The following is a 23,310-nucleotide window of genomic DNA, read 5'->3' on the forward strand; positions in this document are numbered from 1 at the left end:
ACCTCAGCGGTTGCGCCACTGCGGCGGTCGCTTGGTCACGAAGGCCGTCATGCCCTCCTGCATGTCCTCGCTGGTGATCAGCTCGTCCACCGCCTGCGTGGGCGTGCGGACGGCCGCGACGGTGTCGGCGATCCCGGCGGCGTCCTGCATCGCCTGCAGGCTCAGCCGGACCGAGGTCGGCGAGCCCTCCAGGATCTCGGCGGCGAGCTCGCGAGCGGTCTCCAGCGCCTGGCCGGCGGGGGCGATCCGGTTGACCAGCCCGCGCCGGTACGCCTCCTCCGCACCCAGGCGCCGGCCGGTGAGGATCATCTCGGTCGCGACCTTCTCGGGCAGCTGGCGGGGCAGCCGGACCACGCCGCCGGCGCCGGCGAAGAGGCCGACCTTCACCTCGCTCAGCGCCAGTTGGGCGGTCTCGTCGGCCACCACCAGGTGGCAGGCGAGTGCGATCTCCAGGCCGCCGCCCATCGCGAAGCCGTTGACCGCGGCGATCACCGGCTTGGTCATCCCGGCCCGGCTGGTGAGCCCGGCGAACCCGGTCGGCGGGATGTACATCGGCTTCCCGGTCGCGGTGTAGAGCAGGTCGTTGCCGGCGCAGAACGACGTCGCGCCGGCGCCGGTGATGATCGCGACCCAGAGCTCGGGATCGGCGAGGTAGGCGTCGAAGATCTCGGAGAGCTCGGTGTGGGCCGGCGGGTGCAGCGAGTTCCGCGCGTCCGGGCGGTTGATGGTCACCTCGAGCAGGTGGCCGTCGCGCCGTACCAGCACGTGCTCGTAGGCCTCCCGGAAGCCCGGTGCCCGGACCGGCAGCAACGCGTCCATCCGGGCCCGGGAGACCGAGACCCGGCTGCCCTCGTCCACCGTGCGCACGAAGATCCGGCCGCCGATGGCGTCGTCCTCGGCCAGCAGGTCGAGCAGCGCCTCGTCGCCGGGGACGCCGAGCGCCAGGAAGCGCTCGCCGGTGTTCTCGAGACGGCCCACGACGACCGCGGTCCGGCTGCCGTCGCGTCCGTGCTTCACGGAGTAGGTCTCGAGCGTCGCCCAGCCGTCCGGGGTCTGGGTGGTTGCCACGGTCGGCCAGGAGGCCACCTGCGCCTGGAGGTCGGTGCTCTGGTCCGGCGTCCAGGCGCGAGCCTCGGAGGAGTACACCCCGACCGAGTACTTCGACAGCGTGCCGCCGTTGGCGCCGACCAGGCTGCGCCGGCCGGGATTGCGGCGGCTGAAGTCCACGGCCTCCGCGATCGCGTGCATCGAGTAGTTGTTGCCGGCCCCGCCGAAGAACGGCAGTCCGCCGGTCAGGGTGAAGCCGCGGGCGTCGTCGGGGGCCAGCCCCAGGCCGTCGACGAGGGTGAAGACCGCCACCGGGAAGCACGAGTAGAGGTCGAACGCCGCGATCTCCGCGAGCTCCGCCCCGGCGACCTCGAGCGCGTGCTCGACGGCCAGCACCGAGGCCGGACCGGAGCTCAGGTCGTGGCGTTCCAGCAGGTCCTGCTCGCGCAGGTCGGCATGGCCGTGCAGGAAGACCCACTTCTCGGGCGGGATGCCGAGCCGCTCGGCCGAGGCGACCGAGGTGAGCAGGACGGCGGCGCCCTGGTTCACCTGGTCGCGTGCCACGACGTAGCGCAGGTAGGGGTCGGAGATCGGGCGGTTCCGCTCGTCCGGGGTGGCCAGCTCCGCCGCGGAGCGCACGGTCGGCGCCGCCGAGAACGGGTTCTTCGCGGCGACCTCGGTGAACGGTGCGAAGAGCGCGCCCATGTCGTGGAGGTAGTCGGTCCGGGAGCGGCCAATCCGGGCCCGGCGGGCGTTCTCGAAGAGCGCGTACTGCACCGGGGCGTCGTTCAGGCCGTGGTTGAAGCCGTGCATCGACACCAGACCGCGCAAGCCGTAGCCGCGGTTCTCCAGCTGGCCGCCGATGTTCTCGGTGAAGTCCGGCTTCTCGTCCGCCGCGGCGAGATTCCGCACGGTCGAGATCGCCTCGGCGCCGGCGAGGAGGACGACCTCGCGCTCGCCGCTCGCGATCGCGGCGGCCATCTCGTTGACCAGGTGCTGCGGACCCTGCCCGCCGGAGACCTCGAGGATCGCGTGCCGGGGGTCGGCGCCGATCCGGGCGGCCACCGACCGCGGGAAGTTGTCGGACTTGCCGAGCGGTGCCGGCGCGCCCGCGATCGAGTCCTCGAACTGACGGACGGTCGCAAGCGTGTCGATCGCCGCCGCCAGCGCCGCTGCGTCTGCCCCGGCGTCGGCCAGAGCCGCCGCGGCCGCCCGACCGGCGAGGTCGGCCGCCGAGAGACCCTCGTACGCCGGGCTGTCCAGGTGGTCGGCGGCCTGGCCCACCCCGACGAGGACCGGGGTGGTGGGCGGGAGCGCGGCGTTCATCTGCAGGTCCTTCTCTCGGGGGTGGCGCGGCAGCGGTCAGATCACCATAATGATTTAACTAATAATAGGTGCCGACGGGTCGCGGTGCCACTGCGGGGAGAGGTGCGGCGTGGGGATCACCAGCCAGTTCGACGGCCAGGTCTCGCTGACCTTCCCGTTCCGGTCCGACGTCGTCTGGCGCCGGGTGGCCGACCTCGAGCGGATCGGCGAGTGGTCGCCGGAGTGCACCGGCATCACCTGGGTCGCGCCGGCCACCGGTCCGGCGCCGGGTGCCCGGTTCGTCGGGCGCAACCGGATCGGCCCGATCCGGTGGCGGACGACGTGCACGCTGACCGCCTGGGAGCCCGAGAGGCTGCTGGCGTACGACGCCCGGCACGTGACCGGTGCCGTCACCCGGTGGACGTTCGAGCTGACGGAGCGCGGCGACACGACCGTGGTGACCCAGCGCTTCGCGACGGTGGACTCGCCGTGGTTCATGATGCTCGGGGACCGGGTCGCCGGCCGCCCGCGGCGGCTGCTCTCCGGGATGGAGGCGACGCTGCGGGCGATGCGGGACTCGATCAGCCCGCGCTGATGCCGGCGAGCACGAAGGCCACCAGCTCCTCGACGTAGCGGTCGAGCTCGCGTCGCGTCGGGGGAGCGGCGTCGTCGGGGCGCGCGATCGCGTGCATCATCGCCGCGCCGCAGAGCGTGTCGAGGACCAGGGTCACGTTGGTGCCGCGGGGGAGCTCGCCGCGACGGACCGCGCGGTGCACCAGCCGGCGCGCGGCGTCGACCTGGCTGGTCCGGATCGCCTCCCAGTGGTCGCGCAGCTCGGGGATGCTCGGGGCCTCGAACCTCAGTCGCAGCATCGCCCGCCCCGCGTCCGGCAGGTGCGCGTCCAGCAGGTGGTGGGCGAGCGCGCTCAGGTCGGCGACCAGGTCCTCGCCGTCCGGCGGCGGCACGAGGTGCACGGTCTCGCGGACCGCGTCGACCAGGAGGTCCGCGGCGGTCGACCAGCGCCGGTAGATCGACGGCTTGCCGACGTGGGCCCGGCGGGCGACCTCGTCGATGCTGAAGCCCGACCAGCCGGCGTCGCCGAACAGGTCGAGGGCGGCGCGGACCACCCGGCGGTCGACGTCCGGGTCGCGCGGTCGGCCTGCGGTCGCGGTCACCGGAGCAGTCTATTGCAGAACGATGGTCGTTCCCTTATCGTGCATAACGAAACGACAACCGTTTAGGAACTAGGACGCCCGTGACCGAGACCGACGACTTCGCGGCCTCCGTGCGCGCCCAGCTCGACGGGCTCTGGTCCGTCGAGGACCTGCGCGCCGGGAAGTCGCTCGACCCGGTCCGGGACGCTGCGAGCCGGGCCGGCTGGTTCGACCTGGGCGGCGAGGGCGCGATCTCGGCACTGGTGGCCGCCGCCCGCGCGACCGGTGCCGCGGCGTGCCCGCTCCCGCTCGCGGAGGCGCACGTCGCCGCGACCCTGGTCCCGGCCGAGGTGCTCGGCGACCTCCGGGTGACGGTGCTGCCGGCGGGATCGCGGCGCACCGAGGCTCCGACCGGGATCGACGCGGTGCTGCTGCTCGGCGACGGCGAGGCAGAGCTCCGCCCGGTGCTCGGCGCCACCCTGCTCGACGGCGTCCCGGCTCCGGCCTGGGGTGAGGTGGAGCTGGGCGTGGCGACCTGGGCCGGCGTACCGGGGGCTCCGGCGACGGACCGCGCCCGCACGCTGCTGCGGCTCGCCCTGGCCGCCCGCGCCGCCGGAGCGGCGGAACGCCTGCACCGGTTCGCGGTCGAGCACGCGTGCTCGCGGATCCAGTTCGGCAAGCCGATCGGTGCCTTCGGGGCGGTTCAGCAACGGACCGCCGCGTGCCAGATCGACGTGGTCGCCGCGCAGCTGCTCCTCGCCGCGGCGGCGCGGGCCTTCGACGACGGTTCGGCCGACGCGGAGCTGGCGGCCGAGCTCACGCACGGATTCGTCGCTGCGGCTGCCCGCCGGGTGCTGCTCGGCGCGCACCACACGCTCGCCGCCGTGGGGTTCTTCGAGGAGCACCTCGGGCCCTGGCTGTTCCGGCGGGTGCACGCGGACGTGGCCTCGGCCGCCGCGCTCGAGCCGAGCCGGGGCCGACCGGTCGACCGTCTCGTCGAGGGGCGGGGGAGCCTGCCGGCACCCGGCGTCCACCGGTCCGCGCCGGCATCGGCCGCCGAGACGTTCCGGGTCGAGGTCCGTGCGCTGGCAGCCGAGCTCGCCGGAGCCGACCGGGACACCTGGGTGGCCGCCCTGGTCGAGCGCGGCTGGCTCGGGATGGGCTGGCCGGCCCGGGACGGCGGCCGGGACGCGAGCGTCGGCGAGGAGGCGGTGCTCCACGAAGAGCTGACCTACGCCCGGGCGCCGGTCGAGATCGAGCTGGCCTCCGTGACCCTGCTCGGCAGCGCGATCCTGGCTCACGGGACCGCGGAGCAACGCGCCCGGTTCCTCCCACTGGTGCGCGCCGGCGCGATGCGCTTCTGCCTCGGCTACTCCGAGCCGGAGACCGGGTCCGACCTGGCGAGCGTCCGGACCCGCGCCGAGCGCCGCGGTGACGACTGGGTCGTCAACGGCCAGAAGATCTGGACCACCCGGGCCGAGCAGGCCGACTACCTGTGGCTGGCCGCGCGGACCGACCCGGACGCGCAGCCGCGGCACGCCGGCATCACCGTCTTCCTGGTGCCGATGACGACCCCGGGCATCGAGGTCCGGCCGATGACGGCACTCTCGGGGGAGCGCGCCGCGACCGTCTTCCTCGACGACGTCGTCGTCCCGGACCGTGCGCGGGTCGGGCCCGTCGACGGCGGCTGGACGGTGATCACGCACGCCCTGGCCGGCGAACGGGTCGTGATGGGAGGGGTCGCGGCGCAGCTCCACCGGGTGCTGGACGACGTCCTCGACGCCGTCCGCGACGATCCAGCCGGGATCGTCGGTGCGCGCGGCTCCGCCCGTCGCCACCTGCTCGACCGGGCGGTCTGCGACCTCCAGGCGCTCCGCGCCCTGGTCGCGCACGCCACCGGCTCCGAAGGGATCGAGGCGCTGGTCGCGGCACCGCTGGCGGGCGTGCTCGGCGGCGAGCTGGCCGAGTCGTTCGCGGAGACCCTGCTCGACGTGCTCGGTCCCGGTGCCCTGCTGGCCGACGCCGACGGGATCGGCGGCGGCCACGTCCAGCACCTGCTCCGCCAGTCGGTGATGTACGTCGTCGGCGGCGGCACCAACGACATCCAGCGGGGGATCATCGCCCGCTCCCTCGGACTGCCCCGCTAGGCGTCCGCCCACCCGAAGAAGGAGCCACACCCGTGCGTACCGACATCTGCGACCTGCTCGGCATCGAGATCCCCCTGCTCGCCTTCAGCCACTGCCGCGACGTCGTCGTCGAGGTCAGCAAGGCCGGCGGGTTCGGGGTGCTCGGAGGGTCTTCCTTCGCGCCCGAGGACCTCAAGCGCGAGCTCACCTGGATCGACGAGAACGTCGACGGCAAGCCCTACGGGGTCGACATCGTGCTGCCGGAGAAGCTCGGCGAGGAGATGGCGGTCGACGACGAGACCCTGCTCGCGATGGTTCCCGCCGAGCACCGGCGCTTCGTCCAGGGAGTCCTGGCCGAGCACGGGATCGAGCTCGCCGAGGAGAAGCTGCTCGGTATGTTCGGGGCCGGCGTCACCGGCGACATCGGCGAGCGGCTGATGGACGTCATCCTGCGGCACCCGGTGAAGCTGGTCGCGAACGCCCTCGGCGTCCCGCCGGCGTACGTGATCGAGCGGGCGCACGCGGCCGGCCTGCCGGTCGCCGCGCTGGTCGGTGCCAAGGAGCACGCGATCCGCCAGGTCGAGGCCGGCGTCGACGTCGTCGTCGTCCAGGGCACCGAGGCGGGCGGGCACTGCGGCGAGGTGACCACGATGGTGCTGGTGCCCGAGGTGGTCCGGGCGCTGCGCGAGCGCGACCTGATGGTCCCGGTGCTCGCGGCCGGCGGCATCGTCACCGGCGAGCAGATGGCCGCGTCGGTGGTGCTGGGTGCCGCCGGCGCCTGGACCGGCTCGGTCTGGCTGACCACGCACGAAGCCGAGACGGCGCCGTGGACCGTGGAGAAGATGCTCGCCGCCAGCTCGCGCGACACCGTGCGCAGCCGGGCTCGGACCGGCAAGCCGTCCCGGCAGCTCCGCACCTCCTGGCACGCCGCCTGGGAGCGCGAGGGAGCGCCGCAGCCGCTGCCGATGCCGCTCCAGTCCTGGGTCAGCGAGACCGGGTTGCGGCACGTGGACAAGCTCGCCGAGACCGGCCACGAGGGCGCCCGCGAGCTGGCCACCTACTGGGTCGGCCAGGGCGTGGGCCTGATGGACCGCCGGAAGTCGGCGCGCGACGTCGTCATCGAGATGGCGACCGGGTACGCCGACGCGACCGAGCGGCTGGCCGCCACCCTGGAGTGAGTCTCAGAGCCGGACGCCGCCGGCGGCCAGCGCGGCCTCGGACTCCGGGGTCAGCGCGACGAAGCCCGCGGCGTCCGGCGTCAGCAGGTGCACCGGGCCGTCGTGGGCCGCCAGCGCGTAGCCGGCCTTCTTCAGGTCGGACTTCTGGTGCTTGAAGGTCCCCGTGACCGAGGCGCTGCCGGTCGCGGTGACCAGGAAGCGCGGGACTGCGAAGCCGGGGAGCTCGGCGCGCAAGGTCTTGGCAACGCCGTCCAGGTCGAGCTCCTCGCCGTCGCGCACCTGGACCCAGGCCATCCCGCAGCGCCCCTCCGCGCCGGGGACCTCGACGCCGTACGCGACCGCGTCCTCGACCTGGTGCCAGCCGTTGAGCACCCGCTCGATCTCGGTGGTCGCGACGTTCTCGCCGCGCCAGCGGAAGGTGTCGCCGATCCGGTCGATGAACCGGACGTGGCCGTGGCCCTGGTTGAGGACCAGGTCGCCGGTGTGGAACCACGAGTCACCCGGCTTGAAGACGTCGGCGAGCACCTTCTTCGCCGACGCCTCCTTGTCGGTGTAGCCGTTGTAGGGCTGGGCGTCGTTGATCTCGAAGACCAGCAGGCCGACCTCGCCGGGGCCCACCTCGACCAGCAGGCCGTCGTCGCCGCGGACCGGCGCGTCGAGGTCGACGTCGTACGCGACGGTCTTCCAGCCGGTCGGGGACCAGCCGCAGGTCTTGTCGAAGTTGAGCAGGTTGAGGAACGCCGAGGGGGACTCCGAGGCGCCGTACACCTCGCGCACCTGCTCGATGCCGAACCGCTCCTTGAAGTCGTTCCAGATCTCGTGGCGCAGGCCCGCTCCGTACATCAGCCGGACCCGGTGGTCGCGGTCGCGCGCGGTCGGCGGCTGGTTGTGCAGGTAGCGCAGCATCTCGCCGATGTAGATCATCGCGGTGGCGTCGTACCGCCGCACCTCGTCCCAGTACGTCGAGGCGCTGAACTTGCGGCCGATCGCGACCGCGGCGCCGGTGTGGATGGCTCCGCTGTAGCCGCCCATCAGCGAGGTCACGTGGTAGAAGGGCAGCGTCGTGTACGTCGTGTCGCCCGGACCGCAGCGGACCACCAGGCCGCCGACCAGGATGCCGCCGTACCGCAGCCGGCGGTGGTCGTTGATCGAGGCCTTCGGGAGCCCGGTGGTGCCGGAGGTGTAGACGTAGGTGGCTGGGTCGCCGAGCTTGATGTCGTCGGTCTCGGGAAGGTTCTCCGCGCTCGCCGCGGCGGCGAGCGCGTCGAGGTCGGTGAAGTCGGCCGGGCAGGCCTCCGCCCCGGTGTCGGCCAGGTAGGCCCAGGTCGGCGAGATGCCGGTGCGGTCCTCCAGGCTCGCGACCGCGTCGAGCTGCTCCTCGCCGACCACGACCACCCGGGGCGCGACCAGGGACAGGCAGTGCTCGAGCGCCGTGGAGCGCAGCGAGGTGTTGATCAGCGCACCGATCGCGCCGAGCTTGTAGACGCCGGAGAGCGCGAGCAGGAACTCGGGACGGTTCTCGACGTCGACCGCGACCACGTCGCCCTTGCCGACGCCGAGCGACTTCAGGGCGTGCGCGTACCGGTTGGAGGCGGCGTTGACCTCGGCGAAGGTGAGCTCGCGGTCCTCGAACTTGATCGCGATCCCCTCGGGCCAGCGCTCCGCCGCGCGCTGGATCTCCTTGCCGAACGAGTCGACGCTCTCCGGGTCGAGCCGGCGCGAGGCGATCAGGGCCTTGAGCGTGCCCTTGCGGGTCAGCACCCGGGCGAGCCGGCTGTACACCTTCCAGCCGGTGATGGTCTCGTTGTCGCGTGGCATGGGTCTCCTCGGGGGTCTGACGCGTAGGATACAGTTTAATGATTAAGACTTCTAGGAAGCGCGAGGAGTGCTGATGACGGTCGCGACGAAGGTCGACGGCGAGCCCTCGGCGGCCGAGCTGCGCCGCCTGCTCGACGTGCAGCGGCAGTCCTTCCTGGCCGACGGTCCGCCGTCCCTGGCCGTGCGCCGGGACCGGATCGACCGGCTCGTCTCGCTCGTCACCGACAACGCCGACGCCATCGTCGAGGCCCTCGACGCCGACTTCGGCTCGCGGCCGCGGACGCCGAGCATGGTCAACGACGTGATCGGCTACCTGCCCGACCTGGTGCTGACCCGGCGCCGGCTGAAGGCCTGGATGAAGCCGCGGCGGGTGCTGCCCGGGACCGCGGCCATCGGGTTCCCGATCAAGGTGGAGTCGGTGCCGCTCGGCGTGGTCGGGGTGATCGGGCCGTGGAACTTCCCGGTCGGGCTGACGATCGAGCCGGCCGCGGCCGCCTTCGCCGGCGGCAACCGGGTGATGCTCAAGTTCTCCGAGGTCACCTGGCGGACCGCAGCGCTGATGGCCGAGCTGGTCCCGCGGTACTTCGACGCCACCGAGCTCGTGGTCGTCAACGGCGGGGCCGAGACCGCGGCGGCGTTCAGCGCGCTGCCCTTCGACCACCTCTTCTTCACCGGCTCCCCGGGCGTCGGTTCGCTGGTCGCGCAGGCGGCCGCCAAGAACCTGACCCCAGTCACGCTCGAGCTCGGTGGCAAGAACCCCGCGGTGGTCGTGCACGGGGCCGACATCGAGGAGGCGGCCGCACGGATCGCCTCGGCGCGGATCGCCAACGGCGGCCAGGTCTGCCTCTGCCCCGACGAGGTCTACGTCCCGCGCGCGAACCTCGACGCGTTCGTCGCTGCGGTGACGGCGGCGTCCCGCGCGGTCTTCCCCAGCGTCCTCGGCAGCGACACGTTCATCAGCATCGTCGACGACCGGAACTACGACCGGATCGTCGGGCTGATCGACGACGCCGTCGCGAAGGGGGCGACCAAGGTCGACGCCGCGCCCGAGGGCGAGGTGCTCCCGGACCGCGCGACCAGGCGGATCGCGCCGACCTTCCTGCTGGGGGTGACCGCGGAGATGGAGATCGATCGCGAGGAGGTCTTCGGGCCGGTGCTGAGCATCCATCCCTACGACCGGGTGGAGGACGTCGTCGAACGGCTGGCCGAGCGCCCGCTGCCGCTGGCGGCGTACTGGTTCGGGCCGACCCGGCGGGACTTCGACTACTTCCGCACGCGGGTGCGCTGCGGCGGGATCACGGTGCAGGACTTCGCCGCGCACTGCGGCGTGATGGTGGCCCCGTTCGGCGGTGTCGGCCGCAGCGGCTCGGGGGCGTACCACGGTCGCACCGGGTTCGACACCTTCACGCACCAGCGGACGATGGTCGTCAACCGGACACCGGTCGCGCTCGCGAAGCTGGCCACCCCGCCGTACTCGCCGCGCTTCGAGCGCGGTCTCGAACGGGTGGTGCGGAGCATCGCGAAGAAGGCCGCCGCACGCCGGCGGAGGACCTCGCCGGCGCGGTTCCGGCCGCAGGACTGAGGGCTACCGGACTGAGGGCTACTCGCGCTCCAGGCGCATGGTCATCGTGCCGACCCGGACCCCGAGGAACCGCATCTCCAGGGTGTCGAGCATCGTCCGCTCGTCGAGGAGCTCGATCTCGTCGGTGCAGCGGAGCGGGAGCCGGAGCGGGCCGAGGACCGGCGCCAGGATCGTGTACGGCGTGAACGCGAAACCGTGCGCATCCACCGTCTGCTCCGCGCCGCCGGGCATGTCGTCGGCGGTGATCTGCCACCGGCCGGGCGCGACGAGCCGGGCCGTCATCGTGCGCTCCCAGACCCGGCCGTTGGGAAACGTGGTGGTGTCGTGGACGGTCAGGCCGGTGGTCTCCGCCAGGTGCGCGTCGGAGATCCGGGTACGGAAGTGCAGGTCCGACGCCACCGGGAACCAGCGCAGCCACCACGGTCGCCGGATGGTCGCCCGGCCGCTCCACGGGCGCGCGAACACCTCGCGCAGGTCGAGCGGGGCGCCGTCGGTCTCTGCTGAGGTCATGGGTCCACGGTAGGGGTTCGCCTACCGCACCGGGGTCAGGGCGACGTCGAGCCGGCCGGTCAGGTCGATCTCGACCGTCGCCCGGCCGTCCCCGGCGGCGACGACGTCACCGCCGGTCGAGACGGCGTACCGGGCACCGGGGGAGAGCCGGGCGAAGGCCAGGGCGCGGCGACCGGGTCCGGCCCCGGATTCGGCTCCGGATTTGGCTCCGGGGGTCACGGTCACGCTGATGCCGGCGCCGTCGGTGCTGGCGGCGAGGACCAGGACCTCGGGGTAGGGCACCTGGTCCAGCACCGGGCCGCTGAGGACCTCGGCCGCGGTCGGCACGTTGATCGCGTCGTGCCAGCCGCCGGGGCGGAGCAGCCGGTCCATCGCCATCGTCGCGTTGAACAGCGTCGACCGGTTCGGGTACCAGAGCGCCGGGCCGTCGGCGTGCGGCTCGAGCTCGTCGATCAGGGCGAGCATCGCGTCGGCGACCTCGGTGTCGCCCATCTCCCGCGCCGACCCGTAGATGCCGCCGAGGGCGAACATGTCGGACTTCGTGTAGTTGCCGAAGTCGACCCCGACGCCGGGCAGGTCGGCCACCCAGCGCCCGTCGACCTGCGTCAGGATCTCCTCCCGGACCAGCGCCCAGTACCGCTCGGCGATCTCCGGGGCGATCGGGCTGAGCTCCTTGGGCAGCACCGAGTCGGGCATCGGGAACGGCACCGGGAGCCCGGTCAGCGTCGAGCGCAGTGCGACCACCGAGCCGTCGGCCTGGGTGAACTCGCTGGTCAGCTTCTCCAGGAAGTGGTCGCGCAGCCGCGGCCAGTGCCCGGTGCCCTCGAGGCGGTCGAAGGAGGCGAGCGTCGCGGCGCCGCGGAAGTTGCAGGCCGAGTACGACCAGTTCGGCTCGCAGGGGTAGAGGCAGAGGCCGTCGTGGTAGCGGGCGTAGTTGGACAGCAGCGAGTCCCGGACGTCATCCGCGCTGTGCGGGTAGGTCCGGCGCCTCGTCACGCGGAAGGGGAGCGCGCCGTCGGCGTGGTAGCGGGTGTCGCCGGTGTTCCCGGCGTACAGGGCGAGGTTCAGGCCGTAGTAGCCGGTCAGCATGATGTTGTCGCGGCCGACCGGGTCGGCGTCCCAGCGCAGGTGCCCCCAGGCCCGCTCGTACTTCCAGTAGCCGAGCACCTCGGGCTGGAGGTAGCGCTCGATCAGCCCGCGCTGCCCGCTGCTGAGGTAGCCGCCGAACGCCGGTGCGTACGCACTCTGGGCGACGGCGAGCGCCCAGCCGAGCTGGTTGATCTGGTAGCGGACCGCGGCCGGCTGGAAGATGTCGATCGTGTCGAACCCGGACCAGTCGTCGTGCGGCTGGTGGGCGAGGTCGACCGCGTAGCGCAGGGCGGCGACCTGGGCGTCGGTGAGCTCGGGCGCGGTGCCGGCGAGCGCCGTCACGGCCCGGGCCCGGGTGGTGCGCACGGTGCCGATCGTCGACGCGAGGGTGCGGTTGCGCTCGTCGCGGCGGGCGTCCTGGCTGCCGGCGCGCCGGGTCAGGCCGACGCGGGCCGAGACCGCGACGACCGCCACCGCGAGCAGGGCGACCAGGTAGCCGGACCGTTCCGGTTCGTCGACGACGGCCACCGCCGCGGCCGCGCTGCCGAGCCAGACGACCGGCAGCGCGATCACCATCCCGGAGCCGAACCACGCGACCCCGGCGAGCCCGGCGAGGACCAGGACCAGGACGAGCCAGAGCGTGGACCAGGAGAGCGCGGTGACGAACCCGGCGCCCGGGAATGCCAGGCCGGCGCCGAGCACCTTCCAGGACCGGTCGAGGTCGAGCAGCCAGGGCAGCGCGCCGAGGGCGAGCACCGCGGCGTACACGAGTCCGGTACGGCGGAGCAGGCGCCGGGTGTACGGCGCGCTGCCCGCGCTCGGCGGGATCGTCGCACGATCAGTCGGATTAATCATTAAGATGATTCTAGGAGATCTGCCGCGGAGGGCAAGCCCCTAGCTGATGACGTCGAGAACCTGGCGAGCGGCGCCCGGGCTCCCGAAGTAGGTGAGCGCCGCCTGCATGTGCCGACGCCAGAAGGCCTCGGCGTCGTCGGCGCGTCCGGCGCGGACCAGGTCGAGGAGGCGCTCGTAGGACCGGATCGCGCGGAGCTCGTCGGTCCGGTGCTCCGTGGAGGTGCGCGCGTGCTCGTCCAGGACCAGGGCGAGGTGGCGGGTGCCGATCTCGGTGAGCAGCCGGACGACTGCCGAGAGGGTCTGGTTGCCGCCGAGGCGGACCAGCTCGTGGTGGAAGGTGGCACTGCTCTCCGCGAAGGCGTCCAGGTCCCCGACGGCGCGACGCAGCTCGCCGACGACCTCGTCCAGCCGGGAGACCGCCTCGGGGTCCGCCGCCTCGGCGACCCGGCGGACCGCGGGCGGCTCGATCGCCATCCGGGCCTGGTAGACGTCGGCCAGGGTGGTGCCGCTCAGGGTCAGGATCAGGCCGAAGAGGCCGGCGGCGCGCTCCGGGCCGGGGGTGGTCACCCGGGCGCCGCCCGGGGGCCCGCGGCGGATCTCCACCAGGCCGTCGGCCTCGAGGAGCCGGAATGCCTCCCGGAGGGTCGGCCGGGAGACACCGAAGCTGGTCACCAGCTCGGCTTCCGGGGGCAGCCAGTCGCCGTCGTTGAGCTCGCCGGTGGCGATCATCCGGCGCAGGCTGGTGGCGACCAGGTCGGCCACCTTCGGCGACCGGAACTCGCCAGGTCTCACCGGTGCCACGCGGTCCCCCCTCGGCCGGTTCCGCCGTTCGGTGGCGAAAGAGAAAATGATTTAGATAAACTAACGCATCTACGAGAGGAAGTCCCGATGACCGAGCTGGCCGTCCTGCGCACCATCGCGCTGAAGGGCCGCGTGCCCGCCTCCGACGTGGCGGTGAGCCTCGGCGTCGCCGAGGACGTGGTCGTCGCGGAGGTCGCGGCGCTGGCCGGCAGCGGCTTCGTCAAGGAGATGCCGACGGGGCTGAAGACGACTCCCGAGGGCAAGGAGCGCCTCGCCGACCTGCTGGCCGCCGAGCTGGCGTCCGTGGACCCGGCGGCGATGAAGCAGCTGTACGACGAGTTCCTCCCGGTCAACGCGGAGTCGAAGGAGATCTTCACCGCCTGGCAGCTCAAGCCGGACGGCTCCCTGAACGACCACGCCGACCCGGGGTACGACACCGACGTGCTCGCCCGGCTCACCGCCGTCCACGAGCGGGTCCTCCCGCTCGTCGGCCGCGTGGCCGCGATCGCCCCGCGGGCCGCCCGGTACGCCGAGCGGCTGACCGAGGCGCAGCGCCGGTACGCCGCGGGGGAGTCGGCCTACGTCACCCGGCCGATCCTCGACAGCTACCACACGGTGTGGTTCGAGCTCCACGAGGACCTGATCCACTGGTGCGGCCTGACCCGGGCCGAGGAGGCCGCCGCGGGCAACGCCCACTGACGCGTCGCTAGCGCCCCGCGTCGACCAGGTCGACCAGGTCGAGGAGGGTCGGCAGCGCCTGCGGCACGGTGACGCTCGCGACCCCGGCCGCCAGTGCCGCGACGAGGCCCTCCTCCTCGGCGAGCGCCGCGCCGGTCACGTCGGCGCCCGCGGTGAGCCCGCTCCGCCAGGCGGAACCGAGCGCGTCCAGGTCGACCACGCCGCCGGGCTCCCGGCCCGGCCGGTAGACGCGCAGCGGCACCAGGCGCGAGGCCCAGCGGTAGAGCTGCTCGAAGTCCGCGAGGGTCGCCTCGTCGCGCTCGACCACGTCGAGGACGCCGGCCCAGACCCGGCCGGTCTCGCCGTCGACCGTGACGACCTTCCCGACCAGCGAGGTCACCGTGCCGGCGCCGCAGCCGACGACGCAGGGCCGGTGGATCTCCCGGCTGACCACGGCCGCGTGCGAGGTCGCCCCGCCGAGCTCGGTGATGATCGCCCGGGCGCCGAGCATGCCGTGCAGGTCGTCGGGACTGGTGGTCACCCGGGCCAGGACGACGTCCTCGCCGTCGGCGCCGCGCTCCTCGGCCTCGTCCGGGTCGATGACGACCACGCCGGTGGCGATCCCCGGGCAGGCCGGTTCGCCGGCGAAGAGCGGTGCCTTCGCGCCGGTGTCGTCGAGGTGGGGCTGGAGCAGGTGCCGGGCCTGGTCGGCGCTCACCCGGCGGACGGCCTCGTCCTCGGTGATGAGCCCCTCGCCGGCCATCGCGACCGCGGTCCGCAGGGCGGCCCGCGCGGACCGCTTCGCGGAACGGCACTGCAGGATCCAGAGCTTGCCGGCCTCGACGGTGAACTCGATGTCCTGGAGGTCCCGATGCACCTGCTCGAGCCTCGAGGCATAGCCGAGCAGCTCGTCGTGGATCGCGGGCGCCCGGGTCCGGAGCTCCTCGAGCGGCAACGGGTCGCACCGGCCGGAGACGACGTCCTCGCCCTGCCCCCGGGTGAGCCACTCCCCGTAGGCGGGCGCCTCGCCGGTCAGCGGGTTCCGGCTGAACAGGACCCCGGTGCCGGAGTCGTCGTCGAGGTTCCCGAAGACCATCGCCTGGACGGTGACCGCGGTGCCGGCCGCCTCGCCGAGGCCGCGGTTGCGGCGGTAGGCCTGCGCGCGCGGGCTCTGCCAGGACTCGAAGACGGCGCAGACGGCGGAGCGGAGCTGCTCCCAGGGGTCGGTCGGCGGGGCGGTCCCGGTCGAGCCGAGGACGATGTCGTCGTACTGCTCCCGGAAGCGGCGGTGGGTATCGGCGGCGTACCCGGGGTCGCCGGTCAGGCGGGCGAGCGATGCCTCGACCTCGGCATTCACGCCCAGGTTGAGGACGGTGTCCATCATGCCGGGCATCGAGATCGCGGCACCGGAGCGGACCGAGACCAGCAGCGGGTCGGACGCGTCGGCGAAGGCGTGGCCGGTCTGCGCCTCCAGCCAGGCGATGCCGCCGACGATCTCGGCCCAGACCTCGTCGGCGAGGGTGTTCCCGGCGGCGAAGTAGTCCTGGCAGCAGTCCGTGGTGACCGCGAACGCCGGCGGCACCGGGATGCCGAGACCGCGCATGCCGTTGATGCCCCAGGCCTTGCCGCCGAGCAGGTCCTTGCCCAGCTCGCTGGTGCCGTCCAGGTGGACCACCCGGCGGGACCCGGAGCCGGTCCGGTCGGTGACGCCGGCCGCGCGAACACCCATGCCTGCTCCTTCGGTCCTACGGTAATCGGTGAGTTTATTTAGACGCTTGAGCCTAGGTCGTCGCCCCGGGAGGTGCAACGGGTCCGAACGGAGACTTTACCAGAAACAGTTATATGATTACGTTGTATCTCGTCGCCGTCGCCCGATGGCGTCCACCTCATCACAGAGGAGTGGTCGTGGACCTCGATCTCGGCATGCTGCTGCTCCGCCTGGCGCTGGGGCCGATGCTCGTGCTGCACGGGCTCAACAAGATCGCCGGTGCCGGTGGCCTCGCCGGCACGACCGGCTGGTTCGAGAGCCTCGGGCTGCGGCCGGCTGCCGTGCACGCCCGGGTGGCCGCGGCCACCGAGGTCGGCGCCGGCGTCCTGGTCACCCTCGGCCTGCTGACCAGCCTCGGTGCCGCCGCGTTCGTCGGGCTGATGGCGGTCGCCAGCTTCACCGACCACCGCGGCAAGGGGTACTTCGTCTTCAAGGGCGGCTGGGAGTACACGCTGCACGTCGGGATCGTCGCGGTCGCGCTGGCCGCCGCCGGGCCGGGGCGGTGGTCCCTCGACCACGCGCTCGGCCTCGACGTGGCCGGGGTCCGGTGGGCGGCGGTCGCGGCCGGAGCGGGACTGGTCCTGGCCGCCCTGCTGCTGGCGACGTCCTACCGACCGTCTCCAAATCGGTCATAAAGACTTAATCAGTAAACTGATTATGTGCTATAGTTCTCGACCGGTCCCCGCCCCGGCGGAGCGGCCGGTACCGGTACCTGAAGAGAGTGGTGCGGAATGACGAGTCGGTCGCGCTTTCGCCTGCTTCTGGAGAACGCGCCGGGCGACGCCAGGGCGATCGAGTTCGAGGGTCGCTGGACCACGTGGGGCGAGCTCCGTCAGGTGGCCAGCACGATCCAGCAGTCGCTGCGCACCCTCGGCCTGAACGGTGCGGCGCGGATCGGGGTGGTCCTCGAGGACCGGCCCGAGCACGTCGCCGCCCTGCTCGCGATCATCGCCGGCGACCAGTGCGTGGTCACGGTCAGCCCGCTCCAGCCCGCCGAGCGGATGCGCGGCGACATCGCCGGGTCCGGGGTCAGCGCGCTGCTGGCGTCGCCGTCGATGCTCGAGGTCGTCGGCACCCTCCCCGCGGCGCCCCACCTCCTGGAGCTCACCCTCGACGGCGCCTCGGTGGCCCGGCAGCCGGTCGGGCGTCAGCGCGGAGCCGGGGACGCGGTCGGCGCGCCCGGGATCACCGTGGAGATGCTCACCTCCGGCACCACCGGTCCGCCGAAGCGGATCTCGATCGCCGACCAGCAGTTCGACGCGGCCCTGACGACCAGCGTCCCGGCGCCGCCGGACGGCGCGCTCTTCCGCTCGGGGACGACGCTGGTGACGACCCCGCTGGTGCACATCGGCGGCTTCTGGGGCTCGCTCGGTCCGCTGTACGCCGGCCGCTCGATCGTGCTGCTCGGCAAGTTCGACCTCGACCGCTGGGTCGACGCCGTCGTCCGGCACCGCCCGCGGGCGGTCGCGATGGTCCCGGCGACGCTGCGCGCGGTGCTCTCCGGGGACGTGCCCCGGGAGAAGCTCGCGTCCATCGAGGTCGCCACCGCGGGCACCGCGCCGGTCCCGGTCGCGCTGACCGAGGAGATGCTCGACCGGTACGGCGTCCGGGTGCTGCCGACGTACGGTGCAACCGAGTTCGCCGGCGGTGTCACGGCCTGGACCCTGGGCCAGCACCGCGAGTGGTGGGAGCGGAAGAAGGGCAGCGTCGGTCGCGCCCTGCCCGGCGTCGAGCTCCGGGTCGTCGACGACCACGGCGACGAGATCCCACACGGCGAGCACGGGATCCTGGAGATCCGCGGCCGGCAGTCGCCCAGCGGCATCCATGCCTGGCAGCCGACCAGCGACCTCGCCTCGCTCGACGAGGACGGCTTCCTCTGGATCCACGGCCGCACCGACGACGCGATCGTCCGCGGCGGCTTCAAGGTGCACCCCAACGACGTCCGCGCCGTGCTGGAGCGGCACCCCGCAGTGCGGGAGGCCTCGGTCGCGCCGCTGCCGGACGCCCGCCTGGGTCAGGTGCCGGTCGCCGCGGTCGAGTGGGAGCCGGGTGCCGGACCGCGGCCGACCGCCGAGGAGCTCTTCGTGCTCTGCCGTCAGCACTTGACGCCGTACGAGGTGCCGGCCCGGATCGTCGTGCTCGACGAGCTGCCCCGGACGTCGTCGATGAAGGTGAGTCGTACCGAGCTGCTCGACATCGTCCGGAGCGACGCGATCGGCGCCTCGGAGCACGCCCGGGCCTGATCGCCGGCGCCTGCTGTACTGGAACCAGACCGAAGGAGAATCACCGCATGGACCACAGTGGACACGTCGCCGTCGTCACCGGCGCGGCCGGCGGCATCGGCCGCGACTACGCGATCGCGCTCGCCGAGGACGGTGCCGCGGTCGTCGCCGCCGATCTCAACCTCGAGGCGGCGGAGGAGACTGCGGCCCTGGTGACCGGCAAGGGCGGACGGTGCGTCGCGATGGCGGTGGACGTCAGCGACCCGGAGTCGACCACGGCGCTGGCGGCGCGGGTGCGGGCCGAGGTCGGGCCGGCCAACCTGCTGGTCAACAACGCCGCCATCTACGGCGGCATGCAGCTCGACCCGGTGCTCAAGGTCGACATCGGCTACTGGCGGAAGATGTTCTCGGTCAACCTGGACGGCGCGCTGCTGATGGTCCAGGCGTTCGCGCCGCAGCTGATCGAGTCCGGGTGGGCCCGGGTCGTGAACCAGACCTCGGTCGCGGCGTACAGCCCGGCCGGCGCGTACTCGGCCACCAAGCTGGCCCTGATCAGCCTGACCCAGAGCCAGGCGATGGAGCTCGGCGCGCACGGCATCCCGGTGAACGCCATCGCGCCGGGTCCGATTCTCACCGAGGCCACGATGCAGACGCTCTCCCCGGAGCGCGTCGACCGGATGCTGAGCACCGCGTTCATCAAGACCCGCAGCGGTCCGGAGGCGCTGATCGGGACGTTGCGCTACGCCTGCGGCGACGAGGTGGCCTGGGTGACCGGCCAGACCTTCGTGGTCGACGGCGGCATCACCCGCCGGGTGTGAGTCTCGACCCCGTCGTACCGGCTCGTGGGTGTGGGAGCCTGAGCCGGTGGTGAGCAACCCCGTCCGGCCCGGCCCGGGTCGTCCGCGCGACGAGTCGATCGACGCCCGCATCCTCGAGGCGGCGCTGACCGTGTACGCCGCCAAGGGCCTCTCCGGGTTCACCGTGGACCAGGTCGCCCGGGCCGCCGGGTGCAGCCGGCCGGCGGTCTCGGCGCGCTTCCCGACCCGCACCGAGCTGCTCCTCGAAGCGGTCCGGAGCTTCGACGCGACGCTGGCCACCGACGACGTCGGGAGTGCCCGCGACCAGCTGGTGAGGCTGGCCGAGAACCTGGTCGACGGGTTCGGCAGCGTTGCCGGCCGCGCGACCTTCCGGATCGTCTTCGACAGCCTGGACGACCGGGCGCTGCACGCCGCCTGGGAGGACATCAACGCGGTCCGGCTCGCCGGGATCGCCGAGATCCTGGAGCGCGGGGTCGAGCGCGGCGAGCTCCCCGAGGAGGTCCGGTCCGAGGCGTTCCTGCACGCCCTCGTCGGTGCCGCGATGGCGAAGGCGATCTACGGCTGGCTGGGGGAGGGGAGCGCCGGTCCGCACGACGCGGCAGGCCTCGTCGACTTTCTGCTCGGCCGGCCCTCCTGATCCCTTGCCGACGGAGCGTCGGATCGCCTATCGTCTAAATAACTGCATTGATTGCAGGTAATTGAACCCGCCTCCGACTCCCAGGAGCCCCGATGACCGTCCTTCCCCGCCGCGCCGACTTCCAGCACCAGCCCCTGGTCGGGTTCTTCCGCCCGGAGGCGGACCAGGGCGCCGTGACCGAGCAGTACTTCGGACTGGTGCTCGAGGGCACCTGGTTCTACGGGATCATGCGCACCGAGAGCGGCCAGTCCTACGCGATGCTGCGCAAGGCCGTCGGCTACACCACCCGGGACATCGCGATCATGGCGAGCGACGAGGTCGGCCTCCGCGCCGACCCGCGCAGCCGGCAGGCCTCCATCGGCGGCAAGGTCGAGCGCCGCCTCGAGGACGGGTACGACGTCACGGCGGGCGGTTCGCGGGCGCGGGGCGCGCACTTCGAGGTGCGCCTCGGCGACGAGGACTTCACCTGGAGCGAGACCGGCACCGAGGGCCCGATCCTCGAGCTCTCCGGCCGGCTGGCCGCGCCCGGCTTCCAGGTCTACGTGCCCTGGCGGACGGCGGCGGACGAGGCCGGGCGGACCGGCGAGCCGGGTGCGCTCTACTACACGTCGACCGCCTACCTGGCCGAGGGCACCATGTTCGGCGAGAAGGTGACCGGCTTCTTCGCGGTCGACCAGAGCTACCTCCCGCACGGCGTCGACTGGAACAACAGCGCGATCTGGAACCGGCTCCAGGGCGGCTGGAACGTGTTCGCCAACGAGTACGACGACGGCACCGTCGAGTGGGGTCACATGAGCATCGGCGCGGACCGGTTCCGGTTCGCCGCGGTCGCCTCCCAGGACGGCCCGGTCGTGGACAGCCGGTCCGTCGAGGCGAGCATCGAGTGGCGCGACGAGGAGTTCGTCGACCGGATCGTCTTCGACGTCGGCGACGGCCGGCCCTGGGAGTTCGTCACCGACGCCAACGGCGAGATGGTGGAGTTCTCGGCCGCGCGTCCGGGGTGGTCCGGCCATGCCGGCGTGCTGCGCCGGGTCGACGAGCAGCGCCGCATCGTCCGGCACTGGGCGTGGCAGGAAGTCTTCCCGAGCCGGGTCCAGGGCGCGGGAGGCCGGGCGTGAAGGTCCTGGTCACCGGCGGCAGCGGCGTCTTCGGGCGGACGATCTGCCGTGACCTGGTCCGTCAGGGCGCCGACGTCGTGGCCTACGCGCGACGACCGGTGGACCTTCCCGGGGTCACCTCGGTCGCCGGCGACATCCGTGATCGCGAGCTGCTCACCCGAGCGATGGCGGGCTGCGACCGGGTGGTGCACCTCGCCTTCGTGCTCGCGCCGCTGCGTTCGTCGACCGGGGTGGAGGAGATCAACCTCGGCGGCACCGAGAACGTGCTCCGGGCGATGGCCGACAACGGCGTCGGCAAGCTGGTCTTCACCTCCTCGACGCTGGCGTACGGGCCGTGGCCGGACAACCCGGACGTGGTCTCCGAGGACCAGCCCCTCCGGCCGCACCCCGAGGTGATGTACGCGAAGCACAAGGCGCTCTGCGAGGAGCTGATCACCGGCTCCGGGGTGCCGGCGGTGATCACCCGGACCTGCGTCGTGGCCGGGCGGGACATGGACAACTACGAGTTCCGCTTCCTCGCGCACCCGGCGCTCTCGGCACCGACCGGTCCGATGAAGTCGTGGCAGTTCCTGCACACCGACGACGTCGGCCGGTTCCACGCCCTGGCCACCCTCAACGACCGCACCGGGATCGTCAACGTCGGTCCCGAGGACCGCGGCGTCTCCATCGACGAGATCGCGGAGATCCTGCGCAAGCCGCTGGTCCGGCTGCCGTTCCCGGTGCTCAAGGGCGTCGCCGGTGCCGCCTGGCGCGCGGACGTCCTCGAGCTGAGCCCGGCCGACCTGGACGGCTTCCGCTACATGCCGACGCTGGACACCCGCCGGATGGTCGAGGAGTGGGGCTACCGGCCGGTCTACGACTCGCGCGCGGCCCTGGAGGACGCCGTGCCCGGCGTCCGCGCGGTCACCTACCTGGGGACGGCCAAGGTGCCGACCCCGTGGCGCACCCCGGCCCCCGACCACCAGTGGACCGTCCGGGCGGCGGGCGCCGGTCACGACCTGGTCGACCCCGCGCCCGCGGGTCTGCGCGGCGAGTTCGACGACCTGGTCGATCCGCGGTTCCCGACCCTGACGACCGCGAACGTGGGGGAGGCCTTCGGCGGCACCCTGACCCCGATGTCGCTCTGGGTGAGCCGGGACGCGATGCGGGTCGCCGGAGCCGCCCAGGTCGAGCTGCTCGGGATGAAGGATCCGGACCTGGTCGCGGCGCAGCGGTCGCTGGCGATCGCCGCGGTCGGCCACCGGCTCTACACCAACGTCTCGGTCGTGCACGCGATGGCGGACGCGATGCCGGGGACGTCGCCGCGCGAGGTCGACGAGCACGTGCTCGGCATCGCCCACGACGACGCGGCCGAGCCGCGGGTCCGGGCCGGCGCGGGCGAGACCCTGCGGCAGCTGCGCTCGCTGCCGGGGGTGGGCCTGCGGATGGCCGGCGTCGAGCGCCGGATTGCGGAGCTCGAGGACCGCATCGCCCGACGGGCGCTCACTCCGGACGAGCTGCAGGCGCTCTCCGACGACGCCCTGGTCTCGCTGGTGGACTCGTGCCGCGAGCACGTGATCGACGCCTGGACCTACAGCACGACGACCAACCTGGTGGCCTCCGCCGCGCAGACCCTGGTGCGGAAGGTCGCGCCGGGGCTCGGCCTGGCGGCGCTGCGCGGCGGTACCGACGGGCTCGCGAGCGCGGCCCTGCTCCAGGGGGTGCAGGCGCTCGCGGCGCAGGTGCGGACCTCGCCGGAGCTCGAGCGGGCGCTCCGTGCCGACGCCTCCGCGGTGCTCGTCGAGGACCTCGGGTCGATCGACCCCGGGTTCGCCGCCGCGTTCGCCCGCGTGCTCGATCGTGCCGGTCACCGCGGTCCGGGCGAGACCGAGCTCGCGAACCGGATGTACGGCGACGAGCCGAGGCGGCTGCTCGACTCGGTGCTCCGGGCGGCCGGCATCCCGGCGCGGGACGCCGGCGTCGTCCAGGATCCGCCGCGGCGGGCCCGGCCGGCACTGGCGGCGCTCGGGCGCGCGGTACGCCGCCGCGAGCGGACCAAGGACGTGGCCATGCGCGCGACGCACGCCCTGCGGCTGGCCCTGCGCGAGATCGGGCGACGTCAGGTCGCGGCCGGAGTGCTCGGCGCCGAGGACGACGTCTTCTACCTGATCCCGGAGGAGATCGCCTCGCCGCGGCTCCATGCCGGGAAGATCGCCGCGCGCCGGGCGGAGCGGGAGCGCCTCGCCGCCCTGCAGCTCCCGTCGCTCTTCACGTCGCGCTGGGAACCGGTCGCGACGGTGGACGACCGGACCGAGCAGGTGACCGGGCTGGGCGTCTCGGCCGGGACCGCCACCGGCCCGGTGCAGATCCTGCGCGACGGCGACGACGACCTGGAGCCCGGGGCGGTGCTCGTCACCCGGGTGACCGACGTCGGCTGGACGGCGCTCTTCGGGTCGGCGGCCGCGGTGGTGACCGACGTCGGCGGCCTGCACTCGCACGCGGCCGTGGTGGCACGCGAGTTCGGGATCCCGTGCGTGGTGGCGACGGAGAACGCGACCCGGGCGCTGAAGGACGGTCAGGTGGTGCTCGTCGACGGCGACGCGGGGACCGTCACGGCCCTGTGAG

The 23,310-nt window shown here is 73.1% G+C and carries 18 protein-coding genes; 11 read left to right on the forward strand and 7 right to left on the reverse strand.

Annotation, left to right across the window (positions count from 1 at the left end; all coding sequences use genetic code 11):
- Positions 1 to 3: 3 nt before the first annotated feature.
- A complete protein-coding gene (locus EFK50_RS16965; protein ID WP_123228786.1) occupies positions 4 to 2,373 on the reverse strand; it encodes an acetyl-CoA acetyltransferase in 2,370 nt (789 codons plus the stop codon).
- 109 nt (positions 2,374 to 2,482) lie between these two features.
- Here EFK50_RS16965 and EFK50_RS16970 point away from each other — a divergent pair, with 109 nt between their 5' ends.
- Positions 2,483 to 2,947 (forward strand): SRPBCC family protein, encoded by a 465-nt coding sequence (locus EFK50_RS16970; RefSeq protein WP_183407895.1) that lies wholly within the window; start codon positions 2,483 to 2,485, stop codon positions 2,945 to 2,947.
- Here the strand turns inward: EFK50_RS16970 and EFK50_RS16975 are convergent.
- Positions 2,934 to 3,527: a TetR/AcrR family transcriptional regulator gene (locus tag EFK50_RS16975; RefSeq protein ID WP_123228788.1), complete on the reverse strand. Its 594-nt coding sequence runs from the start codon at positions 3,525 to 3,527 to the stop codon at positions 2,934 to 2,936. The two genes, EFK50_RS16970 and EFK50_RS16975, sit on opposite strands and share 14 nt — an antisense overlap.
- 80 nt (positions 3,528 to 3,607) lie before the next feature.
- On the opposite strand from EFK50_RS16975, the gene EFK50_RS16980 reads away from it, so the two are divergent.
- The gene (locus EFK50_RS16980) at positions 3,608 to 5,653 is read left to right on the forward strand and encodes an acyl-CoA dehydrogenase family protein (protein ID WP_123228789.1); all 2,046 of its coding nucleotides are present in this window, start codon (positions 3,608 to 3,610) and stop codon (positions 5,651 to 5,653) included.
- 32 nt (positions 5,654 to 5,685) lie between these two features.
- Positions 5,686 to 6,810 carry an NAD(P)H-dependent flavin oxidoreductase gene (locus EFK50_RS16985; protein ID WP_123228790.1) on the forward strand — a complete coding sequence of 375 codons (1,125 nt, stop codon included), beginning with the start codon at positions 5,686 to 5,688 and terminating at the stop codon, positions 6,808 to 6,810.
- A gap of 3 nt (positions 6,811 to 6,813) precedes the next feature.
- Here EFK50_RS16985 and EFK50_RS16990 read toward each other — a convergent pair whose 3' ends face one another.
- Positions 6,814 to 8,628 carry a long-chain-acyl-CoA synthetase gene (locus tag EFK50_RS16990; RefSeq protein WP_123228791.1) on the reverse strand — a complete coding sequence of 605 codons (1,815 nt, stop codon included), beginning with the start codon at positions 8,626 to 8,628 and terminating at the stop codon, positions 6,814 to 6,816.
- A gap of 73 nt (positions 8,629 to 8,701) precedes the next feature.
- On the opposite strand from EFK50_RS16990, the gene EFK50_RS16995 reads away from it, so the two are divergent.
- Positions 8,702 to 10,210, forward strand: a complete 1,509-nt coding sequence (locus tag EFK50_RS16995) for an aldehyde dehydrogenase family protein (RefSeq protein ID WP_123229092.1) — start codon at positions 8,702 to 8,704, stop codon at positions 10,208 to 10,210.
- 18 nt (positions 10,211 to 10,228) lie between these two features.
- Here the strand turns inward: EFK50_RS16995 and EFK50_RS17000 are convergent, their stop codons facing one another.
- The 3 genes from EFK50_RS17000 to EFK50_RS17010 are packed head-to-tail and all read right to left on the reverse strand — an operon-like array spanning position 10,229 to position 13,465.
- A complete protein-coding gene (locus EFK50_RS17000) occupies positions 10,229 to 10,720 on the reverse strand; it encodes a DUF3833 family protein (RefSeq protein WP_123228792.1) in 492 nt (163 codons plus the stop codon).
- 21 nt (positions 10,721 to 10,741) lie between these two features.
- The gene (locus EFK50_RS17005) at positions 10,742 to 12,664 is read right to left on the reverse strand and encodes a linalool dehydratase/isomerase domain-containing protein (RefSeq protein WP_148046220.1); all 1,923 of its coding nucleotides are present in this window, start codon (positions 12,662 to 12,664) and stop codon (positions 10,742 to 10,744) included.
- A gap of 39 nt (positions 12,665 to 12,703) precedes the next feature.
- Positions 12,704 to 13,465 (reverse strand): FadR/GntR family transcriptional regulator, encoded by a 762-nt coding sequence (locus tag EFK50_RS17010; RefSeq protein WP_221177456.1) that lies wholly within the window; start codon positions 13,463 to 13,465, stop codon positions 12,704 to 12,706.
- Positions 13,466 to 13,552: 87 nt separating this feature from the next.
- Between EFK50_RS17010 and EFK50_RS17015 the strand changes: the two genes are divergently transcribed.
- Positions 13,553 to 14,164: a MarR family transcriptional regulator gene (locus EFK50_RS17015; RefSeq protein ID WP_123228794.1), complete on the forward strand. Its 612-nt coding sequence runs from the start codon at positions 13,553 to 13,555 to the stop codon at positions 14,162 to 14,164.
- A 7-nt stretch (positions 14,165 to 14,171) separates the two neighbouring features.
- Here EFK50_RS17015 and EFK50_RS17020 read toward each other — a convergent pair whose 3' ends face one another.
- Positions 14,172 to 15,872: a pyruvate, phosphate dikinase gene (locus EFK50_RS17020; RefSeq protein WP_123228795.1), complete on the reverse strand. Its 1,701-nt coding sequence runs from the start codon at positions 15,870 to 15,872 to the stop codon at positions 14,172 to 14,174.
- Positions 15,873 to 16,048: 176 nt separating this feature from the next.
- Between EFK50_RS17020 and EFK50_RS17025 the strand changes: the two genes are divergently transcribed.
- The 6 genes from EFK50_RS17025 (at position 16,049) to EFK50_RS17045 (ending at position 23,309) form a co-directional block, all read left to right on the forward strand.
- Complete coding sequence (locus tag EFK50_RS17025) at positions 16,049 to 16,546, forward strand: DoxX family protein (RefSeq protein WP_123228796.1); 498 nt, start codon at positions 16,049 to 16,051, stop codon at positions 16,544 to 16,546.
- Positions 16,547 to 16,642: 96 nt separating this feature from the next.
- Positions 16,643 to 18,154, forward strand: a complete 1,512-nt coding sequence (locus EFK50_RS17030; protein ID WP_123228797.1) for a class I adenylate-forming enzyme family protein — start codon at positions 16,643 to 16,645, stop codon at positions 18,152 to 18,154.
- 47 nt (positions 18,155 to 18,201) lie between these two features.
- Positions 18,202 to 18,951, forward strand: coding sequence for an SDR family oxidoreductase (locus EFK50_RS17035; RefSeq protein ID WP_123228798.1), 750 nt, complete (start codon positions 18,202 to 18,204; stop codon positions 18,949 to 18,951).
- A gap of 49 nt (positions 18,952 to 19,000) precedes the next feature.
- Positions 19,001 to 19,588, forward strand: coding sequence for a TetR/AcrR family transcriptional regulator (locus EFK50_RS17040; protein ID WP_183407897.1), 588 nt, complete (start codon positions 19,001 to 19,003; stop codon positions 19,586 to 19,588).
- Positions 19,589 to 19,680: 92 nt separating this feature from the next.
- Positions 19,681 to 20,706 (forward strand): hypothetical protein, encoded by a 1,026-nt coding sequence (locus EFK50_RS22335; protein WP_183407898.1) that lies wholly within the window; start codon positions 19,681 to 19,683, stop codon positions 20,704 to 20,706.
- A complete protein-coding gene (locus tag EFK50_RS17045) occupies positions 20,703 to 23,309 on the forward strand; it encodes an NAD-dependent epimerase/dehydratase family protein (protein ID WP_183407899.1) in 2,607 nt (868 codons plus the stop codon). The genes EFK50_RS22335 and EFK50_RS17045 overlap by 4 nt, the downstream gene beginning before the upstream one ends.
- The last annotated feature ends 1 nt before the right edge of the window (position 23,310 follow it).

Source organism: Nocardioides marmoriginsengisoli, assembly GCF_003725695.1.
GTDB classification, from domain to species: domain Bacteria; phylum Actinomycetota; class Actinomycetes; order Propionibacteriales; family Nocardioidaceae; genus Marmoricola; species Marmoricola marmoriginsengisoli.

Bases quoted from the DNA above. Each gene is read 5' to 3' on its own strand.
- EFK50_RS17005 (WP_148046220.1), bottom strand. From the start codon at position 12,664: ATGATTAATCCGACTGATCGTGCGACGATCCCGCCGAGCGCGGGCAGC.
- EFK50_RS17035 (WP_123228798.1), top strand. From the start codon at position 18,202: ATGGACCACAGTGGACACGTCGCCGTCGTCACCGGCGCGGCCGGCGGC.
- EFK50_RS16990 (WP_123228791.1), bottom strand. From the start codon at position 8,628: ATGCCACGCGACAACGAGACCATCACCGGCTGGAAGGTGTACAGCCGG.
- EFK50_RS17020 (WP_123228795.1), bottom strand. From the start codon at position 15,872: ATGGGTGTTCGCGCGGCCGGCGTCACCGACCGGACCGGCTCCGGGTCC.
- EFK50_RS16995 (WP_123229092.1), top strand. From the start codon at position 8,702: ATGACGGTCGCGACGAAGGTCGACGGCGAGCCCTCGGCGGCCGAGCTG.
- EFK50_RS17015 (WP_123228794.1), top strand. From the start codon at position 13,553: ATGACCGAGCTGGCCGTCCTGCGCACCATCGCGCTGAAGGGCCGCGTG.
- EFK50_RS16965 (WP_123228786.1), bottom strand. From the start codon at position 2,373: ATGAACGCCGCGCTCCCGCCCACCACCCCGGTCCTCGTCGGGGTGGGC.
- EFK50_RS22335 (WP_183407898.1), top strand. From the start codon at position 19,681: ATGACCGTCCTTCCCCGCCGCGCCGACTTCCAGCACCAGCCCCTGGTC.
- EFK50_RS17000 (WP_123228792.1), bottom strand. From the start codon at position 10,720: ATGACCTCAGCAGAGACCGACGGCGCCCCGCTCGACCTGCGCGAGGTG.
- EFK50_RS17030 (WP_123228797.1), top strand. From the start codon at position 16,643: ATGACGAGTCGGTCGCGCTTTCGCCTGCTTCTGGAGAACGCGCCGGGC.